Source organism: Methanofollis ethanolicus, assembly GCF_001571385.1.
In the GTDB taxonomy this organism is placed as follows: Archaea; Halobacteriota; Methanomicrobia; order Methanomicrobiales; family Methanofollaceae; genus Methanofollis; species Methanofollis ethanolicus.
In genome coordinates this window covers 357,513-371,154 of the sequence record NZ_BCNW01000001.1, presented here as the reverse complement: position 1 = coordinate 371,154, position 13,642 = coordinate 357,513, and the positions used below count along the sequence as shown (strand labels likewise).

Below are 13,642 nucleotides of genomic sequence, written 5' to 3'. Positions count from 1 at the left end.
TCTATGATCCAATATCCCCATGAGATTATAGCACAGGGACTGGGGATATCTCGCTTTTCCTGTGAAGACAAAAACGCCTATATTGCCCGGGTGCTTTATTCCGCCATTTCAGAATGGATAAAAACAGCAGTTTTAGACAGATGTATTGAGGACAGAGAGGAATATCAGGACACAAAAGACACACTGTACACAAAACATCATGTGACCAGAAAATGCAATATCATCCTTTCTGCCTATTTAGATCTCTATCCAGACGTGAAGAAATGGTTTTATCCTGAGGATAAACCGGATTTTCAGCCAGCAAAAAAGATCCAAGAGAGACTGGAATACGCTGGATTTCTTGTATCTGGACCGGACAACACAATTCAATTACCCCCAGATAAATTCGCAAGAATTGCCGATGATTTGTTTTTACTCCGCGGAACATCATTCGGAAAAGATGGAGAGATACATGGGCTTGGATGGTATGTTAATAGGATTTCCGAAAAAAATGCGTACTCGCTTGAAGAACTTTTTTTGATACCACAAATTGATGCAAAAGACACCGTTCTTGAGTACAGTAGATATGCTAATGGGAAATATACACTAAACCCCATCATATCTGATGTTCGAAAATATTTTGACCCGCTTTCAAAACTAATCTTCTCTGATTCCTGGAAACAATCACTGGATCATCCGTGGGAACTAACGGTGTATCGAAATAACCTTGCTGACTATGGAATTGCTAAAAACGAAAATGACAAGATATATACCCTGGCATTTCCGGATTATATCATAAAAACACACGAAGTTCGTAGATTCATGTATGGTCTTCGACATTTGAATGATAATCAGGTACAGGCCACAATAACGACCTACAAAGACGCAATCAAAATCAAGCTGCACTCTACTCTTCCCGGGAGAGAGGAAATGTTGCTCTACATGATAGCTTGGCCGGTTCGAAACATTCTGGACAGAACAGAATTTATTACATCGCCTGTATTCCTTCCAATCGTCACAAAACTTCTGGAGAATCTAAACATTCGGGTGATACAGAATGGCTGAATATAGTGCTCAACATATACACCATGAACTTGTTGCAAAATTGAAGGACTACATCGGGGCACAATACTTTGGTGAGAACGATCTTCTTTTGAGCGCATCAAAAGATCTTTTAGATGAAAAAGACTCAATTTACAAAGATCCCTACATAGAATCAAATCAAACATACCAGATATCAAAAGATGGATTGATTAATGTCGATATCCCTCAAAATATCAAGGATTTCCTTTTTCAAATGAGTACCAAAAATTTAGGGGTTTTCAAAGATCCTTATAGTCACCAGGTTAAGGCGCTTGAAGAGTTTTACCAAGGGAGCGACATTCTGGTGACAACAGGCACAGGTTCTGGAAAGACCGAGTGTTTCATGTGGCCTCTTGTCGCAAATCTTGCGAATGAAGCAAAAACATGTCCAGATTCGTGGAATAAAAGAGGCATTAGGGCGTTGCTGCTCTACCCAATGAATGCACTGGTCGCAGATCAGATTGGTCGTTTGCGGAAAATGATCGGGGACTACGGTGGAGAATATTACACACTTTTTACGGAGTATACTGGTGGCGCACATACTCGTATTCCTCAATTCGGAATGTACACGGGTAGGACACCATATCCCGGTGAACCTGTAAAAGAAAAGAATACAGAACTGGCAAAAACACTGGAACGCGACCTGATCGACCGTAGTCCCGAGTTGATCGCGGAGCTCAAATCGCTGGGGAAGTATCCCTCAAAATATGATCTGAAAACCTATACTGCAAATCTAAAAAAGGGGATTCATCAACCTGCTCTGCGGGATGCGGAATTAATCACCCGTAAGGAAATGCAGGATTATTGCCCAGATATTCTCGTCACAAATTACTCAATGCTCCAATACATGCTGATTCGGCAGATCGAACAGCCATTCTGGTCAAACACAAAGGACTGGTTAAACGAATCTCCGGAGAACAAACTCCTGATAGTCATCGATGAAGCACATATGTACCGTGGATCGGCGGGAGGAGAGGTGGCCCTCCTCATTCGCCGGCTAATGTACAAGTTAGGAATTACGCGCGATAAAGTACGGTTTATTCTCACCAGCGCAAGTATTCCTGTTGATACCGAGGAAAAGAAAATCGAACTAAAAAAATATCTAAGGGAGATCACTTCATCGGAGAAGGATACATTCTCGATAATAATTGGAACAAATAAAAAGATCGATCTCCTAAATCCCGTTGATTTCTCTGCAAATAAGATAAGTAATTTCCCTCTAGATGATTTCCAGCTTGATGATACAACAAAAGTACTAGCAATCCACAGATTTTTCCAAGAAATTGATGGGACAAGGCCCCCATATGATACTATCAAGGAACTAGAAGTATGGTTATTTGAAACATTGCCAAAATACAGTCCCATACAACGGATAATAAATCAAACAGCAGGAAACGCTACCGGGATCACCGAACTTGCAGAGATTGCGTTCCCACATGATGATACCAAAACTGCACTTTCGGCAACACAAGTTCTTCTATCACTACTACCACTTGCTAAAAAAGACAGGCAGGTTCTCTTTCCTGCAAGACTTCACATGTTTTTTCGTGGCCTACAGGGATTGTACGCATGTACAAATCCGAACTGCCCAGAAAAGCATGCTGGCGACGGTATCACTCTCGGTAAGATTTACTCAGACAGTGAGTGGGACACCTGCCCTCACTGCGGTGGAAAAATCTATGAGTTAGTCAATGATAGAAGATGTGGAGCCCTATTCCTCAAAGGATACTTGCTCAATGGGGGGGATTCCAAGAAAAAGAACTATCTCTGGCGTACTCACGGAGAAATATTTGGGAAAGAGTTGAAGGAAGTACATCTCTACATCATCCCGCAGAATTATCATAGAAAAAAGGGAGATATCCGTTACGGGTGGCTTGATGCAAAGACTGGTTTCATCCATTTTAACAACATTCATGCCGAAGAAGATGGATTCTTAGAGGTTTGCTACTCTCTTAAGCCAGTAAAAGGAAAGCCAGAACAACTGACATTTTACTCCTGTCCCAAGTGTGAAAAACAATTGAGGAATTACGCACTTTCCGATTTTTCTACGAAGGGAAATGAACCTTTTTACAACATTGTTTCATCACAACTGTCGGTTCAACCGCCTGCACTATTTAACGAAGAAAAACTTAAACAACAACCAAATGCCGGGAGGAAAGTCCTTGTCTTCTCAGACAGTAGACAAAGAGCGGCGGTACTTGCCAAAGATATGACCCGGACAGCAGATGATCAGGCTGCAAGAGCTGTTTTAGTTCTGGCGGCCACTCGATTGCAGGAGTGGGCCAAGGATAATGATAATGTTGTCACACTTGATATGCTCTATCCCGCATTTTTGGAAATATCATACCAAAATCATTTACGTCTATTCTATGGAGGGGACAAGACCCTCTTTAACAAAGATCTAGAAAAGATCAAACGTACTATTGAAAGAGCAGAAAGACAGAAAAAACCGATAATATATGATAGAATCACTAATGATTACAGGAACAAGCCAGGACTGTTTTCTGAACAACTCCTGAAAAATCTCTGTTCACCTTTCAGGTCTTTGACAGATCTTGGATTGGGTTGGATGGAACCCAGTTACGAGGATGATATTACAGGCTGTCTTGAATCATTCAAGGAACATGACATCCAGATGTCTGAAGAGGAATTTATTGCCCTTTTTGCTGCTTGGGCCCACTATCATTGTACAAACTCATTTGCTATCGGAAACCAGATTTCAGATCAAATACGGTACAATATCTCCCTTCGTAAATATGGCAGCAGGTTTGGTGTAAAGGAAAAAGACCTAAAAAAAGTACCATCCAGATTCAAGAAAATATTGGCAAATAAATATACTTATTATCAGATTGATTGGATTGTGTCTATACTTTCCAACACCTTCCTTGATCGCGGAAGTGGAGAGGAGGAAGGCAGATATTTCCTGATTTTGGAAAAAATTGCGTTAAAATTCAAGGACACACATAAGTGGTACCGCTGCAGAACCTGTTCCAATATTTTCCCATACACTCTGTTCGGGAAATGTGCACATTGTGGTTCACCTGATATCTATGAGATGAGTGATCAGGATCTTGAACGATACAAGTTCTGGAGAGACCCTGTTCTTGATGCAATCGCTGAAGGTTCTGGGAAATTGATTCATACCATCAATACGGAAGAACATACGGCACAACTATCCTACAAAGATCAGCGGGATGACATATGGTCTACGACAGAAAATTACGAGATGCGGTTCCAGAACCTTGTCTTGGACGATGAGTTTCCAATTGATGTTCTGAGTTGTACAACAACGATGGAAGTAGGTATTGACATCGGGTCTCTGACAGCGATCAGTCTTCGGAATGTTCCACCAATGCGAGAGAACTACCAGCAGAGAGCAGGACGTGCAGGAAGACGCGGAACGTCAATATCAACAATTGTCACCTATGCTCAAAATGGCCCCCATGACGGTTGGTACTTCAATCATCCCGAGAAAATAATTTCAGGAGATGTCAGCAGCCCATGGATTGATGTAGACAATAATACACTCCTTCAGCGTCATGTGAATCTGCTTATCCTATGTGAATTTTTGAATGAAAAAGGGACGGATTTGTACGAATATCCAGTATTATCATTCTTCGATAACTACTACAATGAGTTTATAGAGTTTCTGAAAACATTCTGGTTTAAACCAGAACTAGAGGAAACAATTCTATCTATCCAAAAAACAGATGAAAGTTCTCATCAGAAATTTATATCAGAACTCATAAGAGAATTAGAGAGAATCCGAGATGATGTGTTCAAAAACCGCGACCTTTACGAGGGCAAAGCGGAAAAAGAACAAAAAACCAGTCTTCTGGATCACTTGAGTTTTGAGGGGATCTTACCAACCTACTCATTCCCCCAAAACGTTGTAGGTTTCTACATTGAAAACGGATCTGGGAATAAGATAATCCAGAGACCAGACCGTTCACTTGACATTGCAATTAGTGAATATGCCCCAGGAAAAGTAATCGTTGTAAACAAAGAAACCTACAAAGTCGGCGGCATATACAGTTTCCACTCAAAGTTCAGAAAAGGCAATAGGCGTGAAAATCAAGCACGACCGTACTTTGACGATCCTAATTATCTGTCCGATTTGTATCTATGTCCAAACCCAGAATGTGGCTGGACTGATACAAAATATCCAATAGGGGGAGTGTGCCCATTCTGTGGAGAACCAATTTCAGAAGAGAAGAAACGGAAGATGCTTCGACCATGGGGTTTTGCTCCCATAGACGGAAAGCCAATCCCAGAAGCACACGCAGAAATTGAACAGTCATATGCAGAGGAGCCATGCTATTTTGCAACACCTGACCGCAATGACATGAAAGACATTGGGTGTCAGCACATAATGGCCGCAGTCCGATCTGATAAGATCAGAATCATCAACAAGGGCGTGAAAGGACACGGATTTAATGTATGCCAGAAGTGCGGTGCTGCAGAGGTTGCAGAACAAAGTGATGAGGATCCCGAATCAAAAGTATTGAAGAATATTGGCCGACCATACTCTATCCAAGGTGCAAGGTGCATTCATGATCCGGTAAATGTGTATCTTGGTCACACATTTGCAACAGATATGATTGTCTTTGAGTTTGAACTGGATAAGTCCCTAATAAACACCGAATACTCCGGAATGTGGATATCAAGCGCTGCAACAACACTCACCGAGGCTTTCTTACTTGCTGCAAGCCGGACTCTGGATGTTGATTTCAAAGACATTAAAGGTGGTCACAGAGTTCACGAAACGGAAGATAAAACGTTTGTTGATATTTACATCTATGACAGTCTATCAAGTGGAGCGGGATACGCCACTGGCCTTTGGAGCATGATTGATCCACTACTCCAGAGTATTCAGAATGTCTTGAACTGCGACAAAAGGTGTGCTACAGCATGTCACTCTTGTCTCAAACATTACTGGAACCAGAGAGTGCATGAAAAATTGGATCGTCTTGCAGCCCTTGATCTCCTGAGCTGGGGTAGATATGGCAACCTCCCAAAACCCTTGAGCATCGATGAGCAACATGAAATTATCATCCCACTCAAACATTTGCTTGCTGATGCTCATCCTGAGATTCAATTACCCCCCGAGAAAGGGAGCATGTCAGTTATTTTACCGAACAAATCAATCCAATTCGTGGTGTATCCTGCTATGTGGCTCCTATCAGAGAAGAAAGATAGCACCATATATTTGTCAGATAAGGTAGTAAAAAATGCACTCCCAAAAGCCTTTGAAGAGGTAGATAAGATTATAAAACACTTCCTGCGAGATTAGAATCCTCCAAAAATTAATTTTCCTGCTCTGCAGGAACTATCCCTAACAATTTCTACATAGTGTGTCACTCCCAGTTCTGGATCCTATCAGAGGATTTTCAAGAAGGATAAGGCTTCATGTTAGTCCCCAGCAGACGATACATGGGGGCAGAAAACCTGCGATCCTGCGCGGGATCAGAGGGGACCTCAACAAGAGCAAGGAATTTTCTTTAGGGTCTTACCATCCTGAATCCGGGAGATGAAACCTGATCACACCACACTCTAAACGCGGTTCCAACAAGAAGCAATCCCGTTCTCCATCGACTCGCCCGAAACCTTCAACGCCGCCATCGGCACGCTCATCGCCTCCCTCGATCCGTCGGTCGAACTGCTCAGCTTCGGAGAGGCGCTCCACGGCGGCGAGGAGAGCCTCCTGCTCCGCAACAAACTCTTCCAGCGCCTGGTGGAGAGGCACGGCTACACTGCCATCGCTATCGAGAGCAGTTTCCCCTGAGGCCGCTTCATGAACGACACGTGGCCGGCCGTGGGCCACACCTCACCAAGATCTTCGGCCCGCGCTATGCCGTCATCGGCTCGGCAGTGGGTGTCTCGGAGGCTAACGGCATTGGCCAGGACACAGCGACATACGCCCGCGGCGGGCCGCCTCTGCAAGAGCAGGACGCCAGCACCGGGTAGGAGGCCAAAAGAACCGTAGCTATGCAGAAGCGACGGCAATGTGCACGCCCTGCTCAGCGTGGACGACGTATTTTTTCCGAGAAAAAGAGAGCCTCCACCCACCCCGAAAAAAGATTGTATCGGGAGGAGTATTCTGAGATCTTATGCGACGTGGATGTACGTCTCGACGAGCTCGCGGATCGCTTCCGTGTTGCCGTAGAGCTTCTCGCTGAGGCCCTTGTCGTTGAAGGCCTTCAGGGTCTGGATCCTGTTGTCGATCATGCCTGCCGGGAAGATGCCATTCTCCTCGAAGATCGCACGCCTGGCGGCGAGGACGTCGGCCGACTCAAAGCACGATGCCGGGAGCTGCCTGAAGGTGTCGAGACGATCCTTGAACTCGGGCCTGAAGATGTTGCCGATGACATAGAGATCCTCGGCCTGCTTGAGGGCGTCGGGCATATTGATGCCGTGGAGGGAGGCGATGATCAGGGAGGCGACGGTGAGATAGGGATCGCAGGAGCCATCCGCGACACGGTACTCGATCGTCTGCTTGGACGGCCTCGCGGCGGCGCAGTGGTAGCCGCAGGGGTTGGCGTCGCGGGTCATATCTGAGCCGCAGGTCCAGCCCAGGGGCACGCGGACCACGACAGAGCGGTTGCGGTCGCCCCAGCATATGTAGGTCGGGGCTTCCTGGTGGGGAACCAGGCGGAGGTACGAGGTCGGGATGCAGTTGCCGAAGGCCGTGATCGCGTCCGCGGCGTCGAGGATGCCGGCGATCATCTTCCTGGCCATGGAGCTGAGTTTGCCGTCCTCGACCATCAGGTTCCTGCCGTCCTTCTCGACGAGCATGTGGAAGTGCATGCCGCTCCCTGCCTTGCCGACAGTGATCTTCGGGGCATAGCTGATGTCGACGCCGTAGCGGTAGCCGAGCATGCGCAGGATCCACTTCGCCAGGATGATCTGCTCGACCGCCTGCTCCACCGGCACCGGGAGGAACTCGATCTCGTGCTGCTCGTAGTAAGTGTCCTCGTTGCAGAAACAGCCGACCTCGGAGTGGCCGTACTTGATCTTGCCGCCGGCGCGGGCGATCAACTTCATCGCCTCGTTCCGCAGGTCTTCGAACTTCGCGAAGGGCTCGGCCGTGTGGTAGCCCTTCTGGTCGCGGCCGGGGTAGAGGTCCTCGCGCGGGCTGATTACATAATACTCGAGTTCGCCGAGGGTCTTGAAGACGGCACCGGTCTGGCGGGTGAACTCCTCGTTCGCCTTGCGGAGCACGTACTCGGGGGAGCTCTCCAGGGGCTTGCCCTCGTTGTCATAGAAGGAGCAGAGGATCTCCAGCGTGGGCACCTCGGTGAAGGGGTTCATGAACGCGGTGCGGTAGCGGGGGATCGCATACAGGTCGCTGCTCCCGGCCTCGATGAAGGAGAAGAGGTTGCTGCCGTCGACACGCTCGCCGTCGGAGAGGATGGTGTCGAGGTGTTCCTTCGAGGAGATAATGAAGTTGAGGGTCTTGAGCTGGCCGTCCTCCGCGGCGTACCGGAAGTTCACCATCTCGATCGCATTTTCCTCGCAGAAGTGGATGATGTCTTCCTTGGTAAACTCCGCCGGATCCTTCTTGAGAAAACGAACCAGATCGTTGGGATTCATCAAGATCTCAGAGTCTTTCATAATTTCCTAACGTTGGTTCTGGCCGGATAAAAACATAATCCTCATTTAAACAGATTTGCGAGGGAATAAAAAGATTTAAACGTCATAGAAGGCAGGGACTTTCCATCGGTGAGACGCATCATAGCAGCAGGATCATGCCCAGCGCCGCATAGTCGTCGGGCCCTCTCCGGGACACCCGACAGCTGCACGCCGTGCAGAGAGGCACACCGTTCCGCCGGGGACCGTCCCCCCCGGGGAAGGAGGGCGCCCTGCTCTGCCCGGGCTCCCAGGCCCACTTGGAGTCAGGCAGGGCATTCCGGTAGATCGTCTTCCCGCAGACCGCACACCTCCCCTTTCCCGCATCCCCGAATTTTTTATTCCAGCATTCCTGACGCCCAATTGTGCCGCCTGACACCACAACCACCCTGCCCGCGAGAATATATTCTTGTGCGACACTAGAATTCACCACGATATAAAAATTCCGGAATATTTTTTTGATAATATCATCGAATGAGAAAAACAAGAAAGTATAGAGAAAGAAATCTCTTAAAAAAACGATGCCGGCGCTATGCAATGGATGAGCGAGCCAGGAGTGAAGGGGGGAGGAGCCGGGCATGCCCCCTCGCTCCGGACGTAAAAAAGAATTATTCTATACAATCCCCGATCTCGGCCATGCCCGACGGGCCGACCACCACTTCGAGGACACCATGTTTGAAGGACATCCGCGCCACCGCGAGGGCCGGGGAGGGGAGGGCGACCGTGGTGTAGTACCGCCGTTCGCCGTCCTCCGCGGCGATGTGGAGGGAGGCGTCCTCCTGCCAGACCCTGACGCCGTCGGCAGTCACGCCAGGAAGCGCTGCGGTCACGACAGTCTCGCTGCCGACCTGGTGGACCTCCACCACAGGTTCGTTCGCCCCGGCCCCCTCACCGTCGGTCAGCGCCTTCATCGGGGACCACGTGGGCGGGAGGACATGGCAGTGGCCGTCCCGGATCAGCATATAAATTCCGAACGCGACGGGCTTGTTCTCGTATTCGTCCTGTGCGCGGTTCACCATCTGCCTGATGTAATCGCTCAGTTCACTGAAGTCTTCCTCTGGTATATCCTGGCTCATGCTGATTCCTCACGTAGGGTAGCCGGTCTCCGACTGTCCCCGAAGTACATTTTTCTGACCTACAGGTATAAATTTTTTGATCCTGTCATCTTCAAGGAAAAGAGAAATCAGAGCAAAGTGTCAAATTGAGAGCGACGGTCAGGTTTTAAGGGCATTGAGATGAAAAAAGAAGTATATAACGGGACATATGCCACCCGGCCCATCGGGGAGAGAGGAACCGCGAGGAGGATCACTTGTGGTACGGTTCGCCTCGCACGATCCTGAAGGCCCGGTAGATCTGTTCGAGGAGGATCACCCTGACCATGGTGTGGAGGAAGGTCATCCGCGAGAGAGAGAGGCGGAGATCGGCACGGTTCAGCACCGCCTGCGAAAGACCGAGAGGCCCGCCGATCACAAAACACACCTCCCGCGTTCCGGAGATCTCCCAGGTACGCAGGCGGGCCGCAAGGTCCTCGCTCGACCACATCTCGCCGGCACTGTCGAGGGCGACGAGGAGGGCGCCACCACGGACCGCCGCAAGGATCCGCTCCCCTTCCTCTTCCTTCACCTTCGCCTCCTCTGCCGGCGAGGCGTTCTTCGGCACCCGCTCGTCCTTCACCTCGACGATCTCGCAGTTCGCATAGGGGCGGAGGCGTTTCTCATATTCTGCAATCCCCTCTTCGATATACCGCTCTTTCGCCTTTCCAACAGCAACGACACTCACCTGCATCTTCAGGGCCCCTGTACCCTTCGTGCCCCCTTCCAGATATATATGGTGACATTACAGGCGACCGGCCGTACACCAGATCCAGCCATCCTCGTCAGACCGGAAAAAATGGTTCTCGCCGCAACGGAGGCGCTCCATCGCGGCCATCGAGTAATGTGCCTCGACTTGCCCACCTGCGTCCCGGATCACCGACCCGATCATGCCCGGCGTGTACAGGGAGATGGCGGGCAGGCCCGACCTCTCCTTGAGGCAGGAGAGAACGGCCCGCGGGACCGCCCGCCTGCGCAGGGCGACCATCTGGCAGGGAGCGAAGTACTCCGCGATCACGTGGTTCTTCCCTGTTCCAGAGCAGAATGAACCGAGGATGCCGGCGAGGGTGGCCCGGTCAGGATAATAACTCGCCCCTTCGAGGACAAGGACCGTCGGTTCCCCGACCGCAAAGGGAAAAGAAAGCACAGAGGGGATATCAGCCTGAACACAGGAGATCCGGGCGGCGAGGTCAGGGGCGACCCTCGCGTAGAGGGCGCGTTTCTCCTCCATCCCGGCACGACCAACCTCCACGACCGAGGAGACCCGGTCGGGGTAGCGCTCCAGCACCTCGAAGGCCAGGGGGTTCATCCCTGCCGCCGGGACCACGACTCTGCAGGGTTCGCCTGCCCTCTCCAGCGCCTGCCCAAGAAGGCAGGCGATCATGTGCCGCCCGTTCAGGACGACCTCGCCGTACCACGGGCAGACCTCCTCGCACTTCTTCAGGAGGCCATAGGCGGGCGAGAGATCAAGGGCGTCGAGGAACTCTCGCACAGGCCCGCCGTCGTACAGCGCGGCCGACCAGGCCATCGCCAGCGCTGCCGCGGCGTCGAGACCCATCTAGAGCCCTCCGATATCCCGGTGCCAGGGGTCAGGGTGCCCCGCGATGAAGGGGGCGAGCATCTCCGTGCATGCAGGCAGGTCGAGGTCGGTCACCCTGCCGCAGGCGAAGAATAGCAATGGGGGCGGCCGAAGGGCAGAAAAACATAACAAAAATACCTGCCGACCGACCTCCTCCATCGTCTCCATGTATCCTGCCTCGCACACACAGGGATATATATCCTCTCAATTGCGTGTGCACGCATCAGATCGAAAGAATTCTTAAGAGTCAATGCTTTTGCATAAACATGGACAGAACGCAGATCCTGATTCTGGGCATCGCCCTTCTCGTCTGCAGCGTCCCTGCCGCCGTCAGTGCCGCGGCAGAGACGATCGGCGGCGACCAGGGATATTATGCCGTTCACTGCAACGTCGACGGCGCAAAAGTCTACTTCGACAACGACCTCAAGGGCGAGATCACGAGCGGCCGCCTCCTGGTGCCGGTCTACGTGACAGGCACGCCGTACAAGACCATCAGCATCGAGGCAGACGGCTATGAGACCTACACCACCTCGATCGTCGAGTATCCGGCCAAGGGCGAGACCGTCGACATCAACGCCAACCTCCAGCAGGCACCGATCGGCGGCGACATGGGCGCGTACCTCGTGAAGTGCAATGTCGAGGGGGCAAAGGTCTACTTCGACAACGACCTCAAGGGCGAGATCGCAAACGGCGAACTCGTCGTCCCGGTCTATGTGACCGGCACGCCGTACAAGACCATCAGCGTCGAGGCCAACGGATACGAGACCTACACCGCACCGGTCACCGACGTCCCGGCAAAGAGCGAGACCGTCACCATCACGGCGACCCTCCAGCAGGCGCCGATCGGCGGCGACATGGGCGCATTTCTCGTGAAGTCCAATGTCGAGGGGGCAAAGGTCGCCTTTGACGGCGAGGTCAAGGGCGAGATCAAAAATGGCCAGCTCCTCGTCCCGGTCTACGTGACAGGCACGCCGTACAAGACTGTCACCGTCAGCGCCGAGGGCTACGCGCCGCAGTCCGTCGGGATCAGCCAGTACCCGGCAAAAGGAGAGACTGTCGAGATCGACACCACCCTCATACCGGTGACCCCCACACAGTCCCCGCTCTCACCCTTCGCGGTGCTCGGGGCGCTCTGCATCTGCGGGGCTTTCCTCCTGCTGCGGCGGGAAAATTAAATCTTTTTTCCAGAGAGCCTTTGAAGAAGCGGGCGCTTGAGGAGCGCCACTTCATAATCGAAATACTCGACCCATTCCGAGATGAGGGAGGTCGTCCTCTTCTCGGCCGCAAGCGCCTCCTCAAGAGCGGCGATCCTGGCCTCAAGGACCTGCCTCTGGTCCTCCATCCCGGAACGGAGGGCGGCGATCTCGGCATCCTGCCGTGCCACCACGTCCTTGAGGTCACGGGCCTCGGCATAGGCCTGCACCACCGGCGAGGGCACGGGCTCCGGCCCCTCGTCGTCGACAGGTTCGACCGCCTCTTCCGGGCTCTTTCCTTCCTTCTCCGCCCGGGCAAGTTTTTTCACCGTCTCGACGGCCGCCGCAGTGTACAGGCGCACCGGCCCGATGCTCCGGGAGTGAAAGAGGTCGGGGTGAGCGGCCAGGTACTCCCGCACCTCGGCCTCGGGGAGGCCGGCGAGGTCGGCAATCTCTGCCGGCTTGAAGTATTGCATTCCCATCGTCATGGCGTCGTCCAGCAGATGATCCTTTCTTCCTCCAGCGGAAAAATGCTCCCATTTCTCACGGTACGCGCCCTCCCTCGACGAACCAGTTCATAAAATACCGGAAGGACCGGTTCCGCCGCTTCGCAAGCCCGACATCGAAACCGTCAAGGACTGCCTGCATGAACGCAATGCGAGAGACACCCCGGGGGATGAGGGCGTTGAAGGCCTCCTTCGTGATCCGCTCGGTCCTGAAGGGGAGGGCGGGGAGGCCGAGCGCGGCCGCCTCTTCCTTCCCCACGCCGGCGAGGTACCAGCTCTCGATCTCGGCGATGACGATGACGACCATCTCGGCCTCCATCGCGTGGCCGAAAGAGTACAGCGTCTCCTGCACCCGGCGACCGGCATAGGGAGTATTGTCGATGTCCCTGACAAAGACATAGGAAAAACCAGCCTTTCTCAGCGCTCTGACGAGGTTCATCGTCCGCAGCCTCTTCTCGCAGGCGTACTTCCAGACCTTCGTCTCATAGCCTCGTGCTGCAAAGAGGGGGGCGACGACGCGGTCGAAGAAACGCTCATCGTCCGGCCCTTCGAGAAAAAAATAGAGGGGTTTTTCCGCCATCG

General features: G+C 51.6%; 11 protein-coding genes. 3 read left to right on the top strand and 8 right to left on the bottom strand.

Annotated elements, in window-relative coordinates:
- Positions 1-3: 3 nt before the first annotated feature.
- Both MEFOE_RS01920 and MEFOE_RS01915 read left to right on the top strand, forming a co-directional pair.
- Entirely contained in the window at positions 4-1,044 is a 1,041-nt protein-coding gene (locus MEFOE_RS01920; protein ID WP_067047541.1) for a hypothetical protein, read from the top strand.
- Positions 1,037-6,355 carry a DEAD/DEAH box helicase gene (locus MEFOE_RS01915; protein WP_067047538.1) on the top strand — a complete coding sequence of 1,773 codons (5,319 nt, stop codon included), beginning with the start codon at positions 1,037-1,039 and terminating at the stop codon, positions 6,353-6,355. Before MEFOE_RS01920 ends, MEFOE_RS01915 begins: the two co-directional genes overlap by 8 nt.
- 815 nt (positions 6,356-7,170) lie before the next feature.
- Here the strand turns inward: MEFOE_RS01915 and MEFOE_RS01905 are convergent.
- From MEFOE_RS01905 to MEFOE_RS01880, 6 genes are all read right to left on the bottom strand, one after another.
- Positions 7,171-8,655: a glutamine synthetase family protein gene (locus MEFOE_RS01905; RefSeq protein ID WP_235809534.1), complete on the bottom strand. Its 1,485-nt coding sequence runs from the start codon at positions 8,653-8,655 to the stop codon at positions 7,171-7,173.
- Between the two features lie 139 nt (positions 8,656-8,794).
- Positions 8,795-9,070, bottom strand: coding sequence for a hypothetical protein (locus MEFOE_RS13580; RefSeq protein WP_153015831.1), 276 nt, complete (start codon positions 9,068-9,070; stop codon positions 8,795-8,797).
- Between the two features lie 229 nt (positions 9,071-9,299).
- Entirely contained in the window at positions 9,300-9,767 is a 468-nt protein-coding gene (locus MEFOE_RS01895; RefSeq protein WP_153015830.1) for an Hsp20/alpha crystallin family protein, read from the bottom strand.
- A gap of 229 nt (positions 9,768-9,996) precedes the next feature.
- Positions 9,997-10,476, bottom strand: a complete 480-nt coding sequence (gene rlmH / locus MEFOE_RS01890; protein ID WP_067047525.1) for a 23S rRNA (pseudouridine(1915)-N(3))-methyltransferase RlmH — start codon at positions 10,474-10,476, stop codon at positions 9,997-9,999.
- A gap of 51 nt (positions 10,477-10,527) precedes the next feature.
- Entirely contained in the window at positions 10,528-11,340 is an 813-nt protein-coding gene (locus MEFOE_RS01885) for a hypothetical protein (protein WP_067047522.1), read from the bottom strand.
- On the bottom strand, positions 11,341-11,529 hold the full coding sequence (locus MEFOE_RS01880; RefSeq protein ID WP_067047518.1) for a hypothetical protein: 189 nt from the start codon (positions 11,527-11,529) through the stop codon (positions 11,341-11,343). It abuts the gene before it with no gap.
- Positions 11,530-11,627: 98 nt separating this feature from the next.
- On the opposite strand from MEFOE_RS01880, the gene MEFOE_RS01875 reads away from it, so the two are divergent.
- A complete protein-coding gene (locus MEFOE_RS01875) occupies positions 11,628-12,536 on the top strand; it encodes a peptidase associated/transthyretin-like domain-containing protein (protein ID WP_067047515.1) in 909 nt (302 codons plus the stop codon).
- Here the strand turns inward: MEFOE_RS01875 and MEFOE_RS01870 are convergent.
- Positions 12,533-13,042, bottom strand: a complete 510-nt coding sequence (locus MEFOE_RS01870; RefSeq protein WP_153015829.1) for a hypothetical protein — start codon at positions 13,040-13,042, stop codon at positions 12,533-12,535. The genes MEFOE_RS01875 and MEFOE_RS01870 overlap by 4 nt on opposite strands.
- A 55-nt stretch (positions 13,043-13,097) precedes the next feature.
- A complete protein-coding gene (locus MEFOE_RS01865; RefSeq protein ID WP_067047509.1) occupies positions 13,098-13,640 on the bottom strand; it encodes a hypothetical protein in 543 nt (180 codons plus the stop codon).
- Between the last annotated feature and the right edge of the window lie 2 nt (positions 13,641-13,642).

What these genes read in the sequence shown, in the direction of transcription:
- rlmH (WP_067047525.1), bottom strand. Translation starts at nt 10,476, where the DNA reads ATGCAGGTGAGTGTCGTTGCTGTTGGAAAGGCGAAAGAGCGGTATATC.
- MEFOE_RS01880 (WP_067047518.1), bottom strand. Translation starts at nt 11,529, where the DNA reads ATGGAGACGATGGAGGAGGTCGGTCGGCAGGTATTTTTGTTATGTTTT.
- MEFOE_RS01870 (WP_153015829.1), bottom strand. Translation starts at nt 13,042, where the DNA reads ATGACGATGGGAATGCAATACTTCAAGCCGGCAGAGATTGCCGACCTC.
- MEFOE_RS01885 (WP_067047522.1), bottom strand. Translation starts at nt 11,340, where the DNA reads ATGGGTCTCGACGCCGCGGCAGCGCTGGCGATGGCCTGGTCGGCCGCG.
- MEFOE_RS01905 (WP_235809534.1), bottom strand. Translation starts at nt 8,655, where the DNA reads ATGAATCCCAACGATCTGGTTCGTTTTCTCAAGAAGGATCCGGCGGAG.
- MEFOE_RS01920 (WP_067047541.1), top strand. Translation starts at nt 4, where the DNA reads ATGATCCAATATCCCCATGAGATTATAGCACAGGGACTGGGGATATCT.
- MEFOE_RS01895 (WP_153015830.1), bottom strand. Translation starts at nt 9,767, where the DNA reads ATGAGCCAGGATATACCAGAGGAAGACTTCAGTGAACTGAGCGATTAC.
- MEFOE_RS01865 (WP_067047509.1), bottom strand. Translation starts at nt 13,640, where the DNA reads ATGGCGGAAAAACCCCTCTATTTTTTTCTCGAAGGGCCGGACGATGAG.
- MEFOE_RS01915 (WP_067047538.1), top strand. Translation starts at nt 1,037, where the DNA reads ATGGCTGAATATAGTGCTCAACATATACACCATGAACTTGTTGCAAAA.
- MEFOE_RS01875 (WP_067047515.1), top strand. Translation starts at nt 11,628, where the DNA reads ATGGACAGAACGCAGATCCTGATTCTGGGCATCGCCCTTCTCGTCTGC.